Genomic DNA, 18,546 nt, shown 5'->3' with positions numbered 1-18,546 from the left:
CGTACCGGAGTCCTGGACACCCGGCATCATGAAGCCGCGTCCACAGGCACCTCAAGGCCGCGGACGGTGACCAGATGGGCTGTCCCGTCGGCCAGCCGGTAGGACAGTCCGACCACGGCGGCCTGCCCCGCTTCGACCGCCTGCGCCAGGATCCGGGAACGGTCCAGCAGCAGGTCGACAGTGTGCCTGATGTGCTCGGCGATGAAATCGGCGTCCTCGGTGTGCCCGGCGGCACGGGCAGCCAGCACGCTGGGGGTCACCCGCTCGATCACATCCCGCACGTAGCCGCCCGCCGCCGCACCTGCCTCGACGGCGGCACGTGTCGCCGCGACCGCGCCGCACGCATCGTGCCCGAGCACCACGACCAGCGGGGCACCCAGCACACTCACCCCGTACTCGATGCTGCCCAGTACCTCCGGCCCCTGGACGTGCCCGGCGGTGCGGACCACGAACAGGTCACCCAGCCCGCGGTCGAAGATGATCTCGGCCGCCAGACGGGAGTCGGAGCAGCCGAAGAGCACGGCGAACGGATTCTGGGCCGGGACGACCTCGGTACGGCGAGCGGCATCCTGGTTCGGGTGTTCCGGCGACCCGGCGACGAACCGCTGGTTGCCAGCCAGCAGCATCTCCAGGGCTTCACGCGGCGTAAGAGTCTGGGTATCGGCCATGGGAAGCAGACTACGGCCAGGCTCCGCGCGCGGCGCTGCCGGGTCCGGCCGCGCCTGCGGGTGTCGGGCGAGGTCAGGAACCGAATCGGCGGCTGGGAATCAGCCGCCAGGGCGGCTGGACAGACGGCTCCCGTGTCCGGGTCCGATACCTGGTCGAGGTCGACCGCGGCACTCCGTCTCATCGGGACCGGCCTCTGACCGCAGACGTGCCGTGGGGCCGCCAAAGTCGCTGAGCCCACCACCGAAGCTGTCCAGGGAGAGGACCCGACACCCGATGTGGCCTTCGGCCGTTGCCGTGCCCGGCTCCCTCGCCGGTGCCCTGACCGTCGGTCTCCTCCAGCACCGCTCGGCAGGCACCGCACGCGCCGAGCAGCGCGCCGACACTGATGACACGTACTCAGGGTGGCGACGGCGCGGGAGAGGGTCGGGTTCCCCGGAGCACCGGCCGGACCGCTCAGGGGTGTGCCGCGCCGACGGCCTGTTGGCAGGCAGTGGGGACGTCTGCTGCATCAGCGATGCCAGGCGGAGGGGGGTTCAGCGTCACGTCGATCACGTCGATGAGCCTGCGCAGTTTGTGCTGTGCGCGAAGTGCGTCTCTCTGCGGTACGTGTACGACGGCCGTGGCCGAGTCCGATGATGCGGTGGTGTACGCGAGGTCCAGCACGTGGTGGTTGTTGAGCGTGGCGGCGAGCCGCGCGAGCGTTCCGTGGCCGGGCTGGAGCGTGACGGTGAGCCGGGTGTGTTCCATGGGTGGTGGTCCTGTCGAGGGAGGCCGGGTAGGGCCGGAGAACGAAAAAGACCCCTCGCGAGGCGCGAGAGGTCTGCGTGCGGGCGGTGAGTCGGGGAGGGTCACTCCCTCGGACCGGTTGCCGGCACGCTGCCGCTGGTAATCAGCTGCTGCTGCATGACCGCATGCTCGCAGAATCCGGCCGCCCCTCGGAAGGCCATCTCATACTGCGGACGACCTGGGAGCGGGAGGAGCCCCTGAGCGTGCCGGGCTCCGCCTTCCTGACCGGGCTGTGACGCGGAGCGCATGTCGGTCACCCGACCCGGCCACGGCGTCGACGAGCAGGTGCGGGCCATCGGGCGCTCGCCGCCGGATGGAGGACGCCTCCGAGCTGCCGGCCCTGGACCCGGAAGCGGTGCGGTACGCCATACTCCACGCGGTGGTGAACGGCTACGCGCCCGCCGCGGGTGTGGCGGAGGGCCCGCGAACGACGTCGTTCACGGGCCCCGCGCAGGACGGTGGTTCAGCCGTTCAGCGCACCGTCAGGGTGTAGTCCGCGCTGCCGGCCCTGCCCCCCTCGTCGGTGGCGGTGACCGTGATCTTGTAGGTACCCGCCTGGTAGGGGGCCATGACGGTCATCCGCGAGGTACCGCCGGCCGGGACCGACCGCGGGGAGAACGTCGGCGTGGACGGCAGCCCGGTGGCACTGAGCTTGCTGGCGCCCTGTCCGCCGGTCACCGTGACGTCGGCGTTGACGAACCGGCCCCCGCTGACGGTGCTCGAGGCCGGCGAGACCGTGGGCCTGGGCCCTTCGGTGCCGCCCCCGTCGCCCACCGTGAGGGTGTAGGTCGCGGTCCTGGTTCCGGAGGCACCCTTGGCGTGGACCGTGACGGTGTGGGCGCCGGCCGGCGTCTGCGCCGAGGTCTCGAAGGTGACCTTGGACGTGCCGCCGGAGGTGAGGGACGCGGGCTGGAACACCGCGCTCGCGCCGGTGGGCAGCCCGGTGGCCGACAGGTCGATCTTCTCCGCACCCGCGTCACCGGCCTGGCTGGCCAGCGTGGTGGACACGTGCTTGCCGGGGGCGACGCGCCCGCTGGACGGACTCAGCTCCACGGAGAACTTGCCGTCTCCCGGCTGGCCGCCGCCGATCTGCGCCTTGGCCCAGTCGCCCATCTCGTTGGTCAGCCGCGCCATGATGCTGTAGCGGTCGCACTTGCTCGACCCCCACGAGACCACGCCCACCACGACGCCATCCACGGTGAACGGTCCGCCGCTGTCCCCCGAGCAGGTGGCGGTGCGGCCGTCGTCGTAGCCGACGCAGACCATCACGTCGGGGTTGACCTTGATGTCGAACACCTGGCACCGGCCGGCGTCGTTGACCGGCATCGTGGTCTTGTACAGCACTCCCGAGGAGCCGCCGACGGCCACCTTGCCGTAGCCGAGCGCCGTCCCCGACCTGCCGGGCTCGGTGAGCGCCGCGTCGGAGGAACCGGCGACCTTGGCCCACTGGCTCTCGGGCACCGGGATGTCGTCCTCGGTGGTGACCACGGCGACGTCGTACCCCTGCCGCCAGCTGTTGGGGCCGGTGTACTTCGGATGCACCTTGTACGAGGCGACCTTGGTGCGGAAACTCTCGTCGCCGGGGGTGTTCAGGTCGTCGTCGCCGTAGAGGTAGCTCTTCTCGCCGGTGACGTCGATCATGCAGTGCGCGGCGGTGAGGATCTTGCGCTTGCCGACCACCGAGGCGGTGCAGGACGCGCCCTGGGGGCCGCCGCCGCCCACCCGCAGGCCGGTGATGACGGACGGGTTGTCACGGACCGAGGTGCGCTGCCCGTTGACCACCCTGGGGTCGGAGCCGCGGTCCGGACGCAGTTGGTCGGTGGGATTGGCCGCGGTGGCCGGCGCGGGGGCGGGATCCGCCGCCGCCGGCACGGCGGCCGGCGCGACGGCCACCGCCAGCGCGCAGATCAGGGTTCCTACCAGGTGTCGTGTTCTCATGGACGATTCCTCGCGGGGTGAGGGGAAGGACGTGGGCGGACGAGAGGTCGCCGGGACAGTCCCCGGCGGGCGATCCGGTGGGGAGGTACCCAGGGCCGGCCCCAGCCGAGGACCGGCCCTGGGCGGTCGGAGGTGTCAGAAGGCGATGGACCAGCCGGTGAGCTTTCCGGTGTCGTACCGGTGGACGTCGGTGACCCGCAGCTGCCACACGCCGTCGGCGTTCTCGGCGGAGGCGTCGACCGTGAAGGTCTGGTGTACGCCGTCCGCCGAGCCGACTCCGCCCGCCCGCTTGAGCGGATGGCCGGCCCCGGAGGGCCCGACGAGATCGATCGCCAGGTCCGCGCTGTAGGGGTGGTCGATGTCGACCTTCACCGGAAGCGCGGACGAGGCCCGGCCCGCACAGCCCTCCTGGCGGATGCTGCTGGTGACGGCCTCGCCCGCGTCGGGGATGGCCACGTCCTCGTCGTTGGCCCGGGTCTGGCACTCCGGCTGCGGGCCGCCGCCGATGGACCCGGTGTACAGCAGCTTGTTCGGGGAGCCGGATCCGGGGTTGGTGACGAGGTTGGGCGTGGCGGCGCCGACGAGTGCGTCCCGCACCTGCTGCGGTGTGGCACTCCGGTTGGCCTGCAGATACAGCGCCGCCGCCCCCGCGACGTGCGGTGAGGCCATCGAGGTGCCGCTGCCGGTGCGGTAGCCGCCGGTGTGGTCGGCGGAGTGGATGTTCCCGCCCGGTGCGAACAGGTCCAGGCAGCTGCCGTAGTTGCCCTTGCGGCTGCCGCCCTTGTCGATCCAGCCGACGGTGATCGCCTCGGGCACCCGGGCCGGGCTGACGCCGCAGGCGTCGGTCCCGCTGTTGCCGGCCGAGACCACGACCGTGAAGCCCTTGGCGACCAGGGCCTTGACCTGCTGGTCTCCCACGCCGGCGGTGTCCATGCCCAGGCTCATGTTGACCACCGCCGGAGCCTTGCCGTGGGTGGCGACCCACTCCAGCGCGCTGACGGTGGCCGAGTCCGGCCCCGAGCCGTTGCAGCCCAGGGACCGCACCGCGACGATCCTGGATTTCTTCGCGACTCCCACGGTCTTGCCGGCGATGGTGCCGCTGACGTGGGTGCCGTGCCAGAAGCAGTCGGCGGCGTCGGTGTCGTTGTCCACGAAGTCGTAGCCGGACTCCGCCCGGCCCTCGAACTCGCTGTGGTTCTTGTTCACCCCGGAGTCGATGACGTAGGTGGTGATGGCGTCGGCGGTGTTCGGGTAGGCGTACTTCTTGTCGAGACTGGTGGTTTTCTGGTCGATCTGGTCCAGCCCCCAGGAGGGCGGGTTGGGCTGCTCGCCCGCGGCCCGGGCGGTGCCGTCCTCGTACACCGCCGCCACGGACGGATCGGCCGCCAGCCGGGCGGCCTCCCGCTCGCCGGCGCCACGGACCGCGAATCCGTTGAAGGTGGCCGAGAAGGTCCTGATGACCTCGGCGCCGTAGCGGTCGGCCAGCGTCGTGGCATGGCCGCGGGCGGCCTTGGGGGCGTCGTCCTCCAGCACGACGACGTACTGTCCGGCGACCGGCCGGTCGGCCTGGACGACGCCGGCCTCGGCCCGGTCGGCGGGACGCTGGTGGCTCTCGGCGGCGGCCACACCGCCGGTGGTCAGGGCGGCGGCGCAGCAGGCCGCCGCGAGGGCGCGCCGACTTCCGCTCAGAGATCTGTTTCGCATGATTACTCCGTCTCCCGCTCGATGCCCGGCGGACCGGACCCGAGGAGTGGCTGCCGGGTGGGGGGTCGAGGGAACGGAGGGCCACTCGGAGGGCAACGATCCGGCCTTCGGTCACCCCCGAACAACCGTGGCAACTCCCCGTAGGGGTACGGGATTTATGCGGCGTGCGGGGTTCCGGAAATCCACCGCGGTGCCTATCCTCGGGACACCTCGACCAGCTGTCGACGGCCATGCCGGGCACCTCAGCGGGAGCGGAGCGATGACGCGCGGTACCGAGTCGGCCCAGCACGCCTCCGCCACCCCGCCGCGGACCAGCTCACCGGTGCTGATCGGCCGCACCCGGGAACTGGGGACGCTGGCCGCCGCCGTGGCCGCAGCCCCGTCCGCGGTCTTCGTCGAGGGCGAGGCGGGCGTCGGCAAGACCCGGCTGGTCGCCGAGATGGCCGACGGCCTGCGCGGCGGCCCCCGGTGGACCGCGGTCGGGTACTGCCAGCCGCTGCGCGACCCCTTCCCCTACGGCGTCGTCCTGGAGTGCCTGCGCCTGTGCGCGGAGCGGCTGGAGCGGGTGCGCGGGCGGCTCGGCCCGGTCATCGGGACGCTCCGCCGCTATCTGCCCGAGCTGGCCCACGTGCTGCCGCCCGCGCCCCCGGGCCCGGAGGACGCCGCCGCCGAACGGCACCAGACCTTCCGCGCCGTACGCGACCTGCTGGCGGCGCTGGGGCCGACGGTGCTGGTGATCGAGGACGCGCACTGGGCGGACGAGGGCAGCCGCCAGCTGCTGCGCTTCGTGATGACCGACCCGCCACCGGGCCTGTCGCTGGTCATGACCTACCGCCGCGAGGACCTGCCGGGCGATGCCCCGCTGGGCCGGACGTTCCGCCCGCCGCCGGGCACCACCGGGGCGCACCTGTCGCTGGCGCCGCTGGACACGGCCGGGGTGCGCGGCCTGATCGAGCAGATCCTCGGCCGTCCGGTGGAAGCCGGGTTCGCCGAGACGGTGCGGGAGCGCACCGCCGGCATCCCCTTCGTCGTGGAGGAGATCACCTGCGCGCTGCGCGCCCTGGAAGGACGGCTGCGCACCGACGAGACGACGGCGCGCCGGCTGCTGGACATCGTGCAGGTTCCCGTGCTGCTGCGCGAGGCGATGGCCGAGCGCATGCACGCACTGCCCGGCGACACCCGCGCCGTGGCCGAGGCGTCCGCGGTACTCGGCGTGCCGGCCACCGCCGAGCTGCTGGGCGCGGTCGCCGGGGTGGGCCGCGGCCGGACGCAGGTCGCCACCCTGCTGGAGCGGGCCGTGCTGGTGGAGGCGGCCGAGAACGCCTACGGCTTCCGGCACTCGCTCGGGCAGCGCGCGGTGTACGACACGCTGCCCGGTCCGCACCGCCAGGAGCTGCACCTGCGCGCCGCCCGCGAGCTGGCCCGGCTCACCCCGCGGCCGCTCGTACGGCTGGCCGCGCACTCCCGGCGGGCGGGGCTGATCGAGGACTGGCTCCGCTACAGCGAGGAGGCCGCCGACGCGGCGGTACGCGCCGGCGACACCTCCACCGCGATGGAACTGCTGTCCGCCGCGGTGGCCGAGCCCTCCGTCGGCGCCGGGGACGTCAACCGACTCGCGCTCAAGCTGTGCGAGTGCGCCCTGATCGGCCTGCACCACCGGGAGGTCACCGACCAGATCGAGCAGTTGACCTCCGACCCCCGGCTCACCGACGAGGTGCGCGCCGAGCTGCACCTGTGGCTGGGTCTGCTGCTGATCCGGGAGGCCGGTGCCATGGACCGCGGCCGGGCCGAGATCGAACTGGCCGTCGAGGCGTTGCACAGCCGGCCCGAACGCCGGCTGCGCGGCATGTCCGTGCTGGCGGTGCCGTGCATGGGCACCGTCCCGTTCACCACCGACCTGATGTGGCTGGAGCGGGTGGAGGCGAGCCTGGACACCATGGCGCAGGGCTCGCCGCGCACCGCGCTGCTGGCCAACACCCTCTGCGCCCGGATGATCTCCGGCTCGCCGGGGGCGGCGGACAGACTCCACCTGCTGCCCTCGGTGTCCGAGGCGGAGGCCGCCGGAGCCCTGCACGACCTGGCCCGGGTGTACGCCAACCTGGCCGACGGGTGCTCCTGGATCGGGCGCTACGGGCGGGCCCGGGACTTCCTGCACAGCGGTCTGAGCCTGGCCAGGCGGGCCGGCGCGTCCTACATCGCGGGGACCGCGGAGGCCACCCGGGTCCGACTGGACTGGTACTCCGGCGCCTGGGACGGTCTCGCGGAACGCGCCGACCGGCTCGCCCGCACCTACGCCCACCTGCTGCCGGTCACCAGTGAACTCCACCTGGTCAAGGGCTGGCTGGCCACCGCGCGCGGCGACTGGGACCGCGCCGAGGCGGCCTTCCGGGACACCCGCATGGACGAGCCCGACTCGGCCATCGTCCCGGTCGCCGTCGCCGCGACCGGCGGAACGATCACGCTGCTGCTCCACCGCGACGACATCGGCGCGGCCTGCGCCTACGCCGACCGCGGCGCGGCCCTGCTGCGCCGGAAAGGCCTGTGGGTATGGGCAGGCGAGATCGCCTGCCAGGCCGTGGAGGCGTACCTGGCCGCCGGGCGCCGCGACGACGCGCACGCGTTCGCCGACGAGTTGGCGGCGGGGCTGGCGGGCTTCGACGCCCCGCTGGCACACACCGCCCTGATCGCCTGCCGAGCACGGCTCGCGGACGCTGACGGGGACACCGCGGGCGCGGCCCGCCACTCCACGGACGCGGTCGGCCACTACCGGTCCCTCGGCCTCCCCTACCAGGCGGCACGGTTCACCGAGTGGGTGGCGGCGCGCGCCACCGACGTCCCCACGCTCACCGAACTGGCAGGCACCTACGAGAAGCTCGACGCGCCCGCGGACGCCGCCCGCTGCCGTCACCTGGTCCGCAGCGCCGGCGCCGCCACCCCCTCCCGGCGCGGGCGCCGGGGCTACGGCAGCGAACTCTCACCCCGGGAACGCGAGGTGGCGACCTGGCTGGCCGACGGCCGTACCAACCGCGAGATCGCACAGACCATGTTCCTGTCCCGACGGACGGTCGAGGAGCACGTGGCCAACGTGCTGCGCAAGCTCGGGGTGGCATCCCGCCAGGAGGTCCGGCGCCGTCTGGCGCACCACGGCCCGCCCCGGCGTGGCGAACCGACCGTGCCCGACGACCACGGCGGCTCCGCGGAGCCGGGGGCGCTCCCGGCCCCCACGGGTACGCGGGAGGCACGCTTCGGCCCCCGCGGGTGACACGGGCGCCCGCCCCGGTACCGGGTGCTGCGGCGGGGCCGCGGCCGGCACCGGGCGGCCCGCGCAGTTGCGACCGCCGAGCGGCGCGGAGACGGTTGGCCCCCTCGGCCAGGTGCACGACTTACCGGGCAGCGTTGGGGCGCGTCATCGGGCGAGCCTTGGCGGCGGGCCGTTCGGGAAAGTAGGGGCGGGCGGATGCCGCCGCTCTGCGGCCGGGGAACGGCCGCCTGGCGGCATGATTGGTCGCGGGTCTCCCTATCGTCCCGGCTGTCGAGCCGACGGAACAGGGGTCGCGCCGGCCGCGCTGGACCGGGCACGGGTCGATGTCAGCCCGCTCGCCGCCCATCTCGCCTTCGCGCTGCCCGCGGGGTCAGGTGAGGGCGGCGACGAGCAGGGCGAAGGCGGCGATGATGACGGCGACGCGGACGTAGTGGAAGCGGTCCCAGCGGTTCATCTGCTCCTTCCAGTCGGCGGGCCGGTTCTCAGGGGTCCATGTCTTCCCCCGGTTGTTGATCGGGACGAGCAGCAGAAGCGACATGATCACGCTGGTGATCAGCAGCCCGGCTGCGGTGATGACGAGGCCGGTGCCGGGGTGGTGCCATCCGGCGACAGCCCAGACGCCGACGAGGACCAGCGAGGTGATGTACCAGACCGGCATCACGGCGCCGAGCATCCGGCCCCCATGGGCGCGGCCGAGTTGGCCGCTGTCCTCCGGGAGGGCGTCGAGAATCCGGTTGATGACGAAGGCGACGGAGAACTCCACCCCCACCATCACGCCGACGACCACGGTGGTGAAGACCTCGAGTGCGGTGAGCATGATGACCCTCCCGGGACCTAGCAGTGCTAGAAGATGAGGCAACGCTAGTACTGCTGCCGCTCGATTGTCTAGCGGTGCTAGGATCGAATCATGTCGGTACAGGAACGCAAGGAGCGCGAACGGGCGGAACGCGAGCGCCTCATCGTGGCGACGGCCCGCGAACTCGCCGAGCAGCAGGGCTGGGACGCGGTCACCACCCGCCGGCTCGCCGAACGCATCGAATACAGTCAGCCCGTCCTCTACAGCCACTTCCGCGGCAAGCGCGAGATCATCGGTGCCGTCGCCCTCCAGGGCGCCACCGAGATGGCCGCCGCGGTGCGGGCCGCGACCGCCGCCGCGGCCGGCCCGCGCGAGCGGGTCGCCGCCCTCGCCCACGCCTACCTCGACTTCGCCGCATGCAACCCGGCGGTCTACGACGCCATCTTCCAGCTCGACGGCGGACTGCCGTACGCGCAGGAGGACACCCCGGAACCTCTCAAGGACGCTTTCGCCGCGCTGCTGGAGACTCTCGGCGAGGTCACCGGGGACGGCGTCGCCCCGGAGCTGTTCACCGAGGTGTTCTGGGCGTCCCTGCACGGGGTCGCGACCCTGACCCGGTCAGGGCGGCTGCCGCCGGAGGACACCGAGTCGAGGGTGGAGCTGCTGGTGGACCGGCTCGCCAAAGTCTGACGCCCCATCCTGGCGGGCATGCAGCCGCGACCCGAGGGCTCCGGCCGCATGCCCGCGGCATCGCATTCGGTCATGCGCGCCCATACGGCACAGCCGCGGATCGCCCCGCCCCGCACCCCGGACGGGCACCCGCCCCGTAAGCTGCGATGCCCATTCGTCACGACCGGGCGCGCACCGGGCCGGGGCTGGAACCGGTCCCGGGGTTCCACCCCCGCACCCCGTCTGCGGCCCCGACGTCCTCATATGGCGATCAGTGGAATCGCAGGTCGTGCCCGCCCCGTCCGTCGGGCAGAACGGTGGGGCAGTCGACACCGCACGCCAGCCCGAGCGAAGCGGCCGTCCACCGCCGGGCTCCGGCGTGGCCGCCCCGCCGCCCCGCAGTGCACGCCGCCGGCCCGAAGGTGCTCCCCGGCCTTGGGCGAACCCGCGTGACCATAGCGGGGCAAGCTCGCCTTCCGGCTGCACCAGATGGAGCGTCACCTGGGTACCCATCACCGGGTACTGGCCGCCGCGGTGGTACCGCTCTGCCCAGCCGGTCATCCGCCCGGCCACGAGCAGAACCACCTCGCCGACGAGTTCCGCGCCATGGGCGCGCAGACGGTACGGCAACCGGCGGGGCGTGTGCGACCGGCGGCCCGTGCGGGCCAGCGGCGGGAACCGGCCCGGTCACCTACCGCGGCCGGTCGCAACCGCCTTGCGCGTGACCGGGGCGGCCTGGGCGCGGAGCGGCGGGAGGCCGATCTGCCGCTTGAGCGTACGGCTGTGGATGGCCGTCTCGGCCTGGGTGACGTGGGGGATGGCGCCCACCGACTCGCTGAGGTAGGCGTAGAACGCGTCGATGTCCCGGCACCGCACATCGGCCAGCAGGCTCGTCCGGCCGGTGGTCGCCGCGGCGAAGCAGACCTCCGGGTGCCGCGCCAGCGCGCTGCCGGTGGCGTTCAGGGCGGCGGGCGGCACGGTGAGCCAGACCGTGGCCTCGATGTTCATGCCGACCGCGCGGGTGTCGATGTCCACCTCGAAGTAGAGCACTCCGCGGTCGGTGAGCTCCTGAAGTCTGCGGCGGGCGGCGGTCTCCGAGATCCCCGCCCGGGCGGCGAGCTCGCTCACCGGCGTCCGTCCGTCGACGCCCAGGACCTCCAACAGCTTGCGGGCCACCGGGTCCAGCTCGACAACGCGTCCGTCCGGCGCCCGGTCGGCAGCGGCGAACGGCGCATCCGGCCGGCCCCCGCTCAGCTCACGGATCTGTTCCGCGCCCAGCGGTCGCGTCCAACCGGTCCACGGCGCCGGGCCGCCGCGGAAGCGGCGCAGCAGGCAGTGAGCCGAAAAGCCGACCACCCGTGGAGTCCGGGGCAACGTGGCGAGAATCTGCTGTTCCTCCTGCGGGGCGGCCCGCAGACCGCAGATGATCTCGCCGCCGCCGGTGGTCAGCCGCACCCAGTTGGTGTTCTCGCGGGCGGCGAGCGCGGTGGCGATCCGCTCCGCCGAGTCGGGGGTGCACTCGATCCGCAGCACCCACGCGGCGTGGCCGATGACTTTGAGGTACGGCTTGCCGATCACCCGTACGGCCTGCGCGGCACGCAGCCGCCGGTATCTGCGCGCCACCGTCTGCGCGGACACCCCCAGCACCTCGCCTATCCGGCTGAAGGACGCCCGCCCGTCCAACTGCAGGCTCTGCACGATCCATTCGTCCAGCTCGTCGCAGACGACACTCGGCATGACGTTTTCCACCGGTCCAGCTTCGCTGATGGCGGATTCCGCCGCAATCCCATGGCGGGTCGTTGGATCCGGCCCCCGGTGCCGCACTGTGGGCGGGTGCCCGTCTCCGGCGGCACGTCCCGTCTCCCAGAACCCGAAAGGGCTTGTGTCGATGCGTAAATGGTGGCCTCTGACCGCGGTGGGTCTGGGGGCGTTCATGCTGCTGATCGATGTCACCATCGTCAATGTCGCGCTGCCCGAGATGGCCGACGACCTCGACGCCTCCTTCACCGAGCTGCAATGGGTGGTGGACGTCTACGCCCTGGCCCTGGCCGCGCTGCTGCTGGGCACCGGCACCATCGCCGACCGGTTCGGTCACCGCACCGTCTATCTCGCCGGTCTGGTGGTCTTCGCGCTCGCCTCGCTCGGCTGCGCGCTGGCCCCGGGCGCGGAGCTGCTGATCGCCGGGCGGGCGGTGCAGGGGGCCGGTGCGGCGGCGATGTTCGCCACCACGATCGCGCTGCTCAGCACCGTGTACCGGGGCCGGGACCGGGCGGTGGCGTTCGGCGTGTGGGGGGCCGTCAACGGGGCCGCCGCGGCGGCCGGCCCGATCATCGGCGGTCTGCTCACCGAGCACTTCGGCTGGCCCTGGGTGTTCGCGGTCAATGTGCCGGTGGCGGTCATCGCCGTGGTCATCACCCGGCGGACCATCGCCAAGGACGGCGGCCGGACCAGCGGGCGCCTGGACCTGCCCGGTATGGCCACCTTCACGGTGAGTGCCGGAGCGCTGACCTTCGGCCTGATCCGGAGCGCCGAGGCCGACTGGTCGGATCCGACGGTGTTCGGACCGCTGGTGCTGGCCGCGGTGTCGCTGGTGCTCTTCCTGGCGATCGAGCGCAGGAGCGCCGAACCGATGCTGGACCTGGGTCTCTTCCGGCACCGGGCCTTCGTGGGGTTCATCGGGGGCGGTGCGCTGATCAGTGCTGCGGCCTGGGCGGTCTTCCCGTACGCCTCGATCTGGATGCAGACCGTGCTGGGTCTCGGCCCGGTACACACCGGTCTGGTGATCCTGCCGATGAGCGTGGTCTCCTTCGTCGTGCCGCTGGTGATGGGCCGGTTCGGGCAGCGGGTTCCGCCGCGCTGGTCGGTGTCACTGGGCTTGCTGTCCATCGCGGTCGGTGGGCTGATGCAGGCGCGGGTGGGAGCCGGTGCCACCGAGACGGTCCTCGTCCCCGGCATGCTTTTCGTGGGTCTCGGGGCCGGGTTGGCGCTGCCGCCGCTGGCCTCGGCGACGATGAGCGTGGTGCCGCACGAGCGGGCGGGGATGGCCGGCGGCGCGCTCAGCACCTCACGCCAGCTTGGCCTGGCGATCGGCGTCGCCGTGCTGGGTACGGTCTTCACCTCGCGGGTGCCGCATGGAGCGGAAGCCGGTGACGGGGACGCGGTCGCCGAGGCCCTGCGGGCGTGCTACCTGGTGGCCGGGGCGCTCGGCCTGGCCGGGGCGGTGCTGGTGTGGGCGTTGGTCCGGACACCGTCCGGCGGTCCGGCCCCGTCCGCCGCGGCCGCGCCGTCCGCCGCTCCCGCCACGGCCTCCGCCGGCTCCCAGGCGTCCGGCGGGCACATCGCGGCCTCGTAATCCAGCAGGATCTCGCTGTCTGACCTGGTCTTTCGCCGGGTGGCGGGAGGGTGGTGCGACTTCGGTCGATCGAGGGGCGGTCTCACGGAGACCGCCCCTCGATCGTGCGACGCCTCGTCACATCGCGGACCGGGCGAGGTGGAGCAGGCCGGTGCGCATTCGCTGCTCGCCGATCTCTGGCAGGAGTGCTGCGACGTGTTCGGCTGCCAGGGCGGCGAGCAGCGCGTGTGCGGCATGGTCGGGGTCGGGTGCGGTGGCGAGCAGGATCGCCACATGGCGGTGCCAGAACCGGTAGGCCCCGATCCTGTACCGGGCGCCGGGAGTGGCGGTCTCGGACATCCGGACCAGCGCCAGATGCTCCAGCAGATAGTCGAAGTAGGCATTGAGGAACGCGGCCAGACGCTCGTCGGCCGGGGCCCCGGGGCCGAGCGGGGGCGGCCCGTGCAAGACCGCCTCCTGCAGCACGCGCTCGCGGGCGTCCAGCAGTGCGGCGGCCAGCCCCGACTTGTCTCCGAACCGGCGGAACAGGGTGCCCTTGCCGACACCCGCGGCCGCGGCCACCTGATCCATGGACACCGCCTCGACGCCCTGCTCGGCGAACAGCCTGGCAGCCGCCTCCAGCACCGCCACCCGGTTTCGGGCCGCGTCCGCGCGTTCCTTGGGCGGCGGCGTTCGCAGCAGTTCCAGCGGCATTGCCGAAACGGACCGCAGTCCGCTACTGTCGTGAGTCATAAGAGGACTGTAGTCCGATTCCTTTGGAGGCAGTGGCATGACCGTGCTCATCACCCGCGACGAGCTTGCAGCAGCGATCAAGAACGGCGCGGTGACGGTCGTCGACACACTCGGCGGCGAGTACTACGCCCAGCAGCACCTGCCCGGTGCGCTGGCTCTGGTTCCGGCCGACGTCGACGCCCAAGCGCCCACCGTGCTCCCCGACCGCGACGCCGCGATCGTCACCTACTGCTCCAACCCGGCGTGCCCCAACAGCGGGCAGGTCGCCGACCGGCTCACCGCCCTCGGCTACACCGACGTCCGCAAGTACCGCGAGGGCATCCAGGACTGGGTCGAGGCGGGTCTCCCCACCGAAGCCGCCTGATCTCCACCCCCGGGGCGAAGACTCCGCACGGACTCTTCGCCCCTCCGCGCGCGACGGACCACCCGGCCGTGAGGCCACGTTCGCACTGACACCTGTTCAAGGTCCCTCACCGTGCCGGCTGCCCCGGCCGATGGCGCACCGCCGGCTTCGACGGCGCGGCGGCGCCTCCGGGGCCTACGGGCGCGTCTACCGGACGACGACGTCGCGGCCCGGGCCGCCGTCGACGGTGTCCTCCCCGGGACCGCCCCCGACCAGGTCGTCGCCGCCCTCGCCATGCAGTGAATCGTCGCCGGGGCCGCCGAGGACGATGTCGCGGCCGTCCCCGCCCATGGCGTGGTCGTCGCCCGGGCCGGCGTACACGATGTCCGCGCCCTCGTACGCCTCGATCATGTCGTCGCCCCGGCCTCCCCAGATCTCCTGGCCGCTGTCGTCACCCATCAGGTGGTCCATGCCGTCGCCGCCGTCCAGCACCGCGCGGCCCATGACCATGTCGTTCCCCGCGTCGCCCCGCACCGTGTGCGCGCTGTGGGCGTGCAGGGTGTCGTCGCCGGGGCCGCCGCGGACGGTGCCGACCGCGGGGTCGCTGGTGGCGACCGTGTCGTCCCGGTCTCCGAGGAAGACGTCGATCCTCTCCGGCCGGTGGCCGTCGGTGGGCAGTTCGCAGACGACGTAGGTGTCATCCCCGGGTGTGAGGTACGCGCAGTGGTCGCCGGGTTCGAGCGCGACCGCGTCGCGGAAGCCGATCCGCCGGACTCCGTCGCCGGTGTCCATCGGGATCACATGGAGGTCGTTCGCCTGCCCCGCGGCGGCGGTGAAGACGATCGACCGGGACGCCCAGTCGGCGTCGATGCGGGCCTTCGCCCCGGTGGCGGCGGGGGCGCCGGCTGCCGGGGCGGCGGCGAGGCCGGTGGCGAGACAGGCGGCGAGCAGGGTCACGGCCGCCGTGCGCGTGGGGGCTCCGTATCGGTTCATGGGTCCTCTCTCGATGTGGCGTCCGGCGGGCCGGCAGGCGGCCGGTCGGGGTGTCCGGGACGGGCCACCGCTCCGTGGCCGGCGCGCTCCGGCGCCCCGGACGTCCTCACGGCGGCGGTGTCCGGCCCCATGCGTCGGCCGCCACCACGACACCGGCCGCGACCAGGACGACGTTCTTGATGATGTACTGGCCCTCCATCGTGGGGACCGGCGCGTCCCACTGCCACATCTCTCCGGGCAGCAGCAGGAGGGCGGAGAAGACGCCGGCCATGTGGGCGAAGAACCCCGCCAGGGCCACGCGGAGCAGCACCCCCGTGACCAGGCCGAGGCCGATGGCCGTCTCGGCCGCCGCGAGCAGCAGCATCACCACGTCCGGCGGCAGCAGGTCGAAGGTGAGCTTCGTCGCCGTCCGGACGGCTACCCCCTCGGCGGGGCTGGCCGCGGGGACGAACTTGAGGATGCCGAACCAGAGGAACACCGTGCCCAGGCACACCCTGAGGAGCCCCGGGCCGCGCCCCTGGACCCGGCAGGCCAGGGAGTGGGCCGCCCGGGTGGCCCGCCCGCCGTCCCCGCTCCGCTCCGGGGCGAGCCCTCCAGGGGGACGCAGGCCGCGCTCGTCGACAACTTTCTCCACCGCCGTACCCACCCTTTCGCACGTGCTCGCACACGGTCGTCCGAAGGCTCCCGGCCGCCGGGCGGCCGGGAGTGGAGGAGGCGCCCGGTGCCGGAGCGGGCGACGCACCGTCCGCTCCGGCACCGGATTGCCGGCCGGTCCCGGCAGGGCCGGTCCGCCCCGGCAGGGGCCGGGTGGTGCGGCACCGCGTCAGCTGATGTTCACGTCCACGCAGGCGTAGAAGGCGTTGGCGGTGTCGGCGATGTTCCACACCGCGAGGACCTTCTGCTTGCCGGTCAGGCTGCCGAAGTTCACCTGGTGGGTGACGGTCTCGCCCGGCCGGGCGCCACCGTCGTTGAACTCCGCGATCTTCCGGCCACCCGCGTAGTACTGCCAGGTGCTGGTGGCGTGACGTGCCGTCAGCCGCCAGTTGAAGCTGGTTGTCCGGCTGACCGGGGTGACCCTCCAGCCCTTGCTGTCGTTGTCGAGCTCGGCGAAGCGGGCGTTCCCTCCGCTGCAGCTCATCAGGCCCTTGCGGCCCTCGACACTCTGCGGCTCGTACTTGATGTCACCGCAGGGGACGATGCCGGCGGCGCACTGGGCCTGCCGGCTGGGGGGTGAGGATATGTAGCCGTGCGCGTTGGCGCTGCCCGCCGGCAGGGTGACGGCCAGCAGCGGGGCGACACCCGCGCCGATGGCGGCGGCCAGCATCTTCTTGCTCTTCATGACTACTCCTGTGGGGGTCGTGCGCGCCCGCCCGAAGGCATGGCAAGCATGAGCATGTCAAGCAGCGGCTCCATGACCGTGGGGCGGCCCGGGAGCGGCAAGGGAAGCGTACTCCTCTTGGTCTAGACCAAGCCAGGGTCCGGGTGCGACGAATGTCGCCAACCGCCCCCGGGGTCCGGGAGGATGGGCGGCCCCGGCACGGCGGGGCGGGGGCTCCAGGCGGACCGGATCGCGCTGTGCCGGCGCGATGGCTCGGACCGGACGCCGGCGCGGACGGGGGCCCGGTGCCGGGCGCGGCACCCGGCGCACGTGTCCGTCGTCCCGACGGAGCCGGTGGCCCCGGCGCAGGTGTCGACCGGGCCGGCGGTGGCCGCGGGGGCGGGCCGGGCGGCCCGGGTGCACGGAACGGACCGGGGTGCCGGACCCGGCCGGGCCGGCGGCGCACCGCCGGCCTTCGCTCATGGACTCCGCCGGGCCCACGACGGGGCCGAACGCCGCGTCAGCCCGCGGTCCGGCGCGTGGACCACGCTTCTGTCAGGACGCCCGGCCCTTCGAGGCCATCTCGTTCGGCGAGTCCGCGGTAGCAATGAGCGTGCAGGCGGCGAAGCGGGTCGCCCCGCTCAGCCGGCCGAAGTGTTCGGTGTCGCCTCGCGTGCTTCGGCGAGGGCCCGCTGCCTGAGGTTGCCGCCGAACAACTGGATCGTGGTGGCGGCCAGGATGTCATCCCTGCCGATGGTCCACCCGTCCCCCCTGCGGGTGGACAGGGCCTGGAGGGAATCCTTGGGGAACGGGGGCGGGGCCGGTTCGCCCGGCATCACTGGGGTGACCGTACCGAAACGTCTGACCCCGCCCTCGCGGACGACCATGGCCGCGTCCCGGGCGAGGTCCGTCAGGAACACGCTCGCGATTCCGTCCAGGTCGCGGACGAACGCTGGGACGGCCGTCACGCCCTGACCCCGCAGCAGCTTCTTGACCTCACCCTCGAACCTGTGGGCGCCCACCACAGCACTCGATCTGCGCGACCCGCTCCGCTTACGAGAAGGCACGACGACACCCTCGGCGTCGTACAGGTCACCGGTCAGGCCCTGAAACGTCGGGCTGTGGTCGTACCACTTGATCCCCACCTCGAGCTCGACGTTCCGGTCGATGGCCGAGAGAAGGTCCCCGGGAACCAGCTTCCTCCGGGCCTCCCCCGCCGCCGCTCTCCTCGCGCCGTCGATGATCTCCGTCAGCACTGTCCGCGTCACCGACGCGGCGGCCCACGCGGCCGACCGAGAGACGTGCATCAGGGTCACGTCCCTGAACACGGCTTTGACGAGGGAGGGCTTGAACGGCGGGACGTCCATGACCGAGGCGGTCTCGGGACCGCTGCGCTCAGGGCGTGAAGGCTGAGTGGGCATCGGAAGAAACGCTCCCTGCTGTCGGAGTCATCGAAAGGCCCACACTTCACCACGCAGACCCGTTCTCTTCCCCCATCCTCCGTCGAAGCGGCACCCGGTCAAGGGCCTGACGGGCTCATCCCGACGGCCGGGCCGATGATCAGCCACCTCCCGCACGCCCTCGTACCTTGGCACGTGCGCCCCCATCCGGGCTGCACCCCGTTCTCCCCAGCCCCTCGCCACCGAGGAGGAGTTGCCGGTGTAGCGCACGCAGGACGACAAGGGGGCGGCCAACCTGCGGGGGCGGCGAAGGCGTTCCACGCCCGTGCGGGGCACTGGAACGTGCCCCGCAGAGCCTGCGGCAGCAGATGAGGGTGCAGGCGATGCCGGTGAAGGCGAGGAAGTGGCCGGCTTCGCCTTCGCAGCGTCGGTGGAGGCGGCGGCAGCCGGCGAGGCAGGCCATGGTGCGCTCCACCTGAAACGGCGGTGTGCCGTCGCCCCAGGCGGCCCGAACGACGCCGCCGGCACCTGCTGCCCGGTACCACCCGACGTGGCTACGAACACGATCGTGGTCGGCACCTCCC

At 72.9% G+C, this 18,546-nt stretch carries 15 protein-coding genes; 4 read left to right on the top strand and 11 right to left on the bottom strand.

Translation table 11 applies throughout. The features are described 5' to 3' along the window. Nucleotides 1-26: 26 nt before the first annotated feature. The 4 genes from ACH4B3_RS30345 to ACH4B3_RS30330 all read right to left on the bottom strand — a co-directional run bounded on the left by ACH4B3_RS30345 (nt 27) and on the right by ACH4B3_RS30330 (nt 5,097). Nucleotides 27-668, bottom strand: a complete 642-nt coding sequence (locus tag ACH4B3_RS30345) for a carbonic anhydrase (protein WP_398468266.1) — start codon at nt 666-668, stop codon at nt 27-29. A 454-nt stretch (nt 669-1,122) separates the two neighbouring features. Further along, nucleotides 1,123-1,416, bottom strand: a complete 294-nt coding sequence (locus ACH4B3_RS30340; protein ID WP_398468264.1) for a hypothetical protein — start codon at nt 1,414-1,416, stop codon at nt 1,123-1,125. Nucleotides 1,417-1,926: 510 nt separating this feature from the next. Then, nucleotides 1,927-3,393 carry a trypsin-like serine protease gene (locus ACH4B3_RS30335; protein WP_398468262.1) on the bottom strand — a complete coding sequence of 489 codons (1,467 nt, stop codon included), beginning with the start codon at nt 3,391-3,393 and terminating at the stop codon, nt 1,927-1,929. Nucleotides 3,394-3,528: 135 nt separating this feature from the next. Then, nucleotides 3,529-5,097, bottom strand: a complete 1,569-nt coding sequence (locus ACH4B3_RS30330) for a S8 family peptidase (RefSeq protein WP_398468260.1) — start codon at nt 5,095-5,097, stop codon at nt 3,529-3,531. A 259-nt stretch (nt 5,098-5,356) separates the two neighbouring features. Here ACH4B3_RS30330 and ACH4B3_RS30325 point away from each other — a divergent pair, with 259 nt between their 5' ends. Beyond that, a complete protein-coding gene (locus ACH4B3_RS30325; protein WP_398468258.1) occupies nt 5,357-8,359 on the top strand; it encodes an ATP-binding protein in 3,003 nt (1,000 codons plus the stop codon). Nucleotides 8,360-8,729: 370 nt separating this feature from the next. Here the strand turns inward: ACH4B3_RS30325 and ACH4B3_RS30320 are convergent, their stop codons facing one another. Then, nucleotides 8,730-9,176 (bottom strand): anthrone oxygenase family protein, encoded by a 447-nt coding sequence (locus tag ACH4B3_RS30320; protein WP_398468256.1) that lies wholly within the window; start codon nt 9,174-9,176, stop codon nt 8,730-8,732. Nucleotides 9,177-9,266: 90 nt separating this feature from the next. Here ACH4B3_RS30320 and ACH4B3_RS30315 point away from each other — a divergent pair, with 90 nt between their 5' ends. Next, nucleotides 9,267-9,845 (top strand): TetR/AcrR family transcriptional regulator, encoded by a 579-nt coding sequence (locus ACH4B3_RS30315; RefSeq protein WP_398468254.1) that lies wholly within the window; start codon nt 9,267-9,269, stop codon nt 9,843-9,845. Between the two features lie 666 nt (nt 9,846-10,511). Here the strand turns inward: ACH4B3_RS30315 and ACH4B3_RS30310 are convergent. Further along, nucleotides 10,512-11,561: an Lrp/AsnC family transcriptional regulator gene (locus tag ACH4B3_RS30310; RefSeq protein WP_398468252.1), complete on the bottom strand. Its 1,050-nt coding sequence runs from the start codon at nt 11,559-11,561 to the stop codon at nt 10,512-10,514. Nucleotides 11,562-11,712: 151 nt separating this feature from the next. Here ACH4B3_RS30310 and ACH4B3_RS30305 point away from each other — a divergent pair, with 151 nt between their 5' ends. Further along, nucleotides 11,713-13,176, top strand: a complete 1,464-nt coding sequence (locus tag ACH4B3_RS30305) for an MFS transporter (protein ID WP_398468250.1) — start codon at nt 11,713-11,715, stop codon at nt 13,174-13,176. 117 nt (nt 13,177-13,293) lie between these two features. On the opposite strand, the gene ACH4B3_RS30300 is transcribed toward ACH4B3_RS30305, so the two are convergent. After that, nucleotides 13,294-13,908 (bottom strand): TetR/AcrR family transcriptional regulator, encoded by a 615-nt coding sequence (locus ACH4B3_RS30300; RefSeq protein ID WP_398468248.1) that lies wholly within the window; start codon nt 13,906-13,908, stop codon nt 13,294-13,296. 37 nt (nt 13,909-13,945) lie between these two features. On the opposite strand from ACH4B3_RS30300, the gene ACH4B3_RS30295 reads away from it, so the two are divergent. Beyond that, nucleotides 13,946-14,272, top strand: coding sequence for a rhodanese-like domain-containing protein (locus ACH4B3_RS30295; protein WP_398468247.1), 327 nt, complete (start codon nt 13,946-13,948; stop codon nt 14,270-14,272). Nucleotides 14,273-14,458: 186 nt separating this feature from the next. Here the strand turns inward: ACH4B3_RS30295 and ACH4B3_RS30290 are convergent, their stop codons facing one another. The 4 genes from ACH4B3_RS30290 to ACH4B3_RS30275 all read right to left on the bottom strand — a co-directional run bounded on the left by ACH4B3_RS30290 (nt 14,459) and on the right by ACH4B3_RS30275 (nt 17,983). Continuing rightward, nucleotides 14,459-15,244: a calcium-binding protein gene (locus tag ACH4B3_RS30290; RefSeq protein ID WP_398468245.1), complete on the bottom strand. Its 786-nt coding sequence runs from the start codon at nt 15,242-15,244 to the stop codon at nt 14,459-14,461. A gap of 106 nt (nt 15,245-15,350) precedes the next feature. Next, nucleotides 15,351-15,878 carry a DoxX family membrane protein gene (locus ACH4B3_RS30285; protein ID WP_398468243.1) on the bottom strand — a complete coding sequence of 176 codons (528 nt, stop codon included), beginning with the start codon at nt 15,876-15,878 and terminating at the stop codon, nt 15,351-15,353. 189 nt (nt 15,879-16,067) lie between these two features. Then, entirely contained in the window at nt 16,068-16,583 is a 516-nt protein-coding gene (locus ACH4B3_RS30280) for a lytic polysaccharide monooxygenase auxiliary activity family 9 protein (protein ID WP_398468241.1), read from the bottom strand. A 620-nt stretch (nt 16,584-17,203) separates the two neighbouring features. Further along, nucleotides 17,204-17,983 carry a hypothetical protein gene (locus tag ACH4B3_RS30275; RefSeq protein WP_398468239.1) on the bottom strand — a complete coding sequence of 260 codons (780 nt, stop codon included), beginning with the start codon at nt 17,981-17,983 and terminating at the stop codon, nt 17,204-17,206. Nucleotides 17,984-18,546: the final 563 nt, after the last annotated feature.

Origin of the sequence: Streptomyces sp. NPDC018031, from assembly GCF_044327625.1 — a bacterium.
In the GTDB taxonomy this organism is placed as follows: Bacteria; Actinomycetota; Actinomycetes; order Streptomycetales; family Streptomycetaceae; genus Streptomyces.
This window is presented reverse-complemented; position numbering and strand designations above follow the sequence as displayed.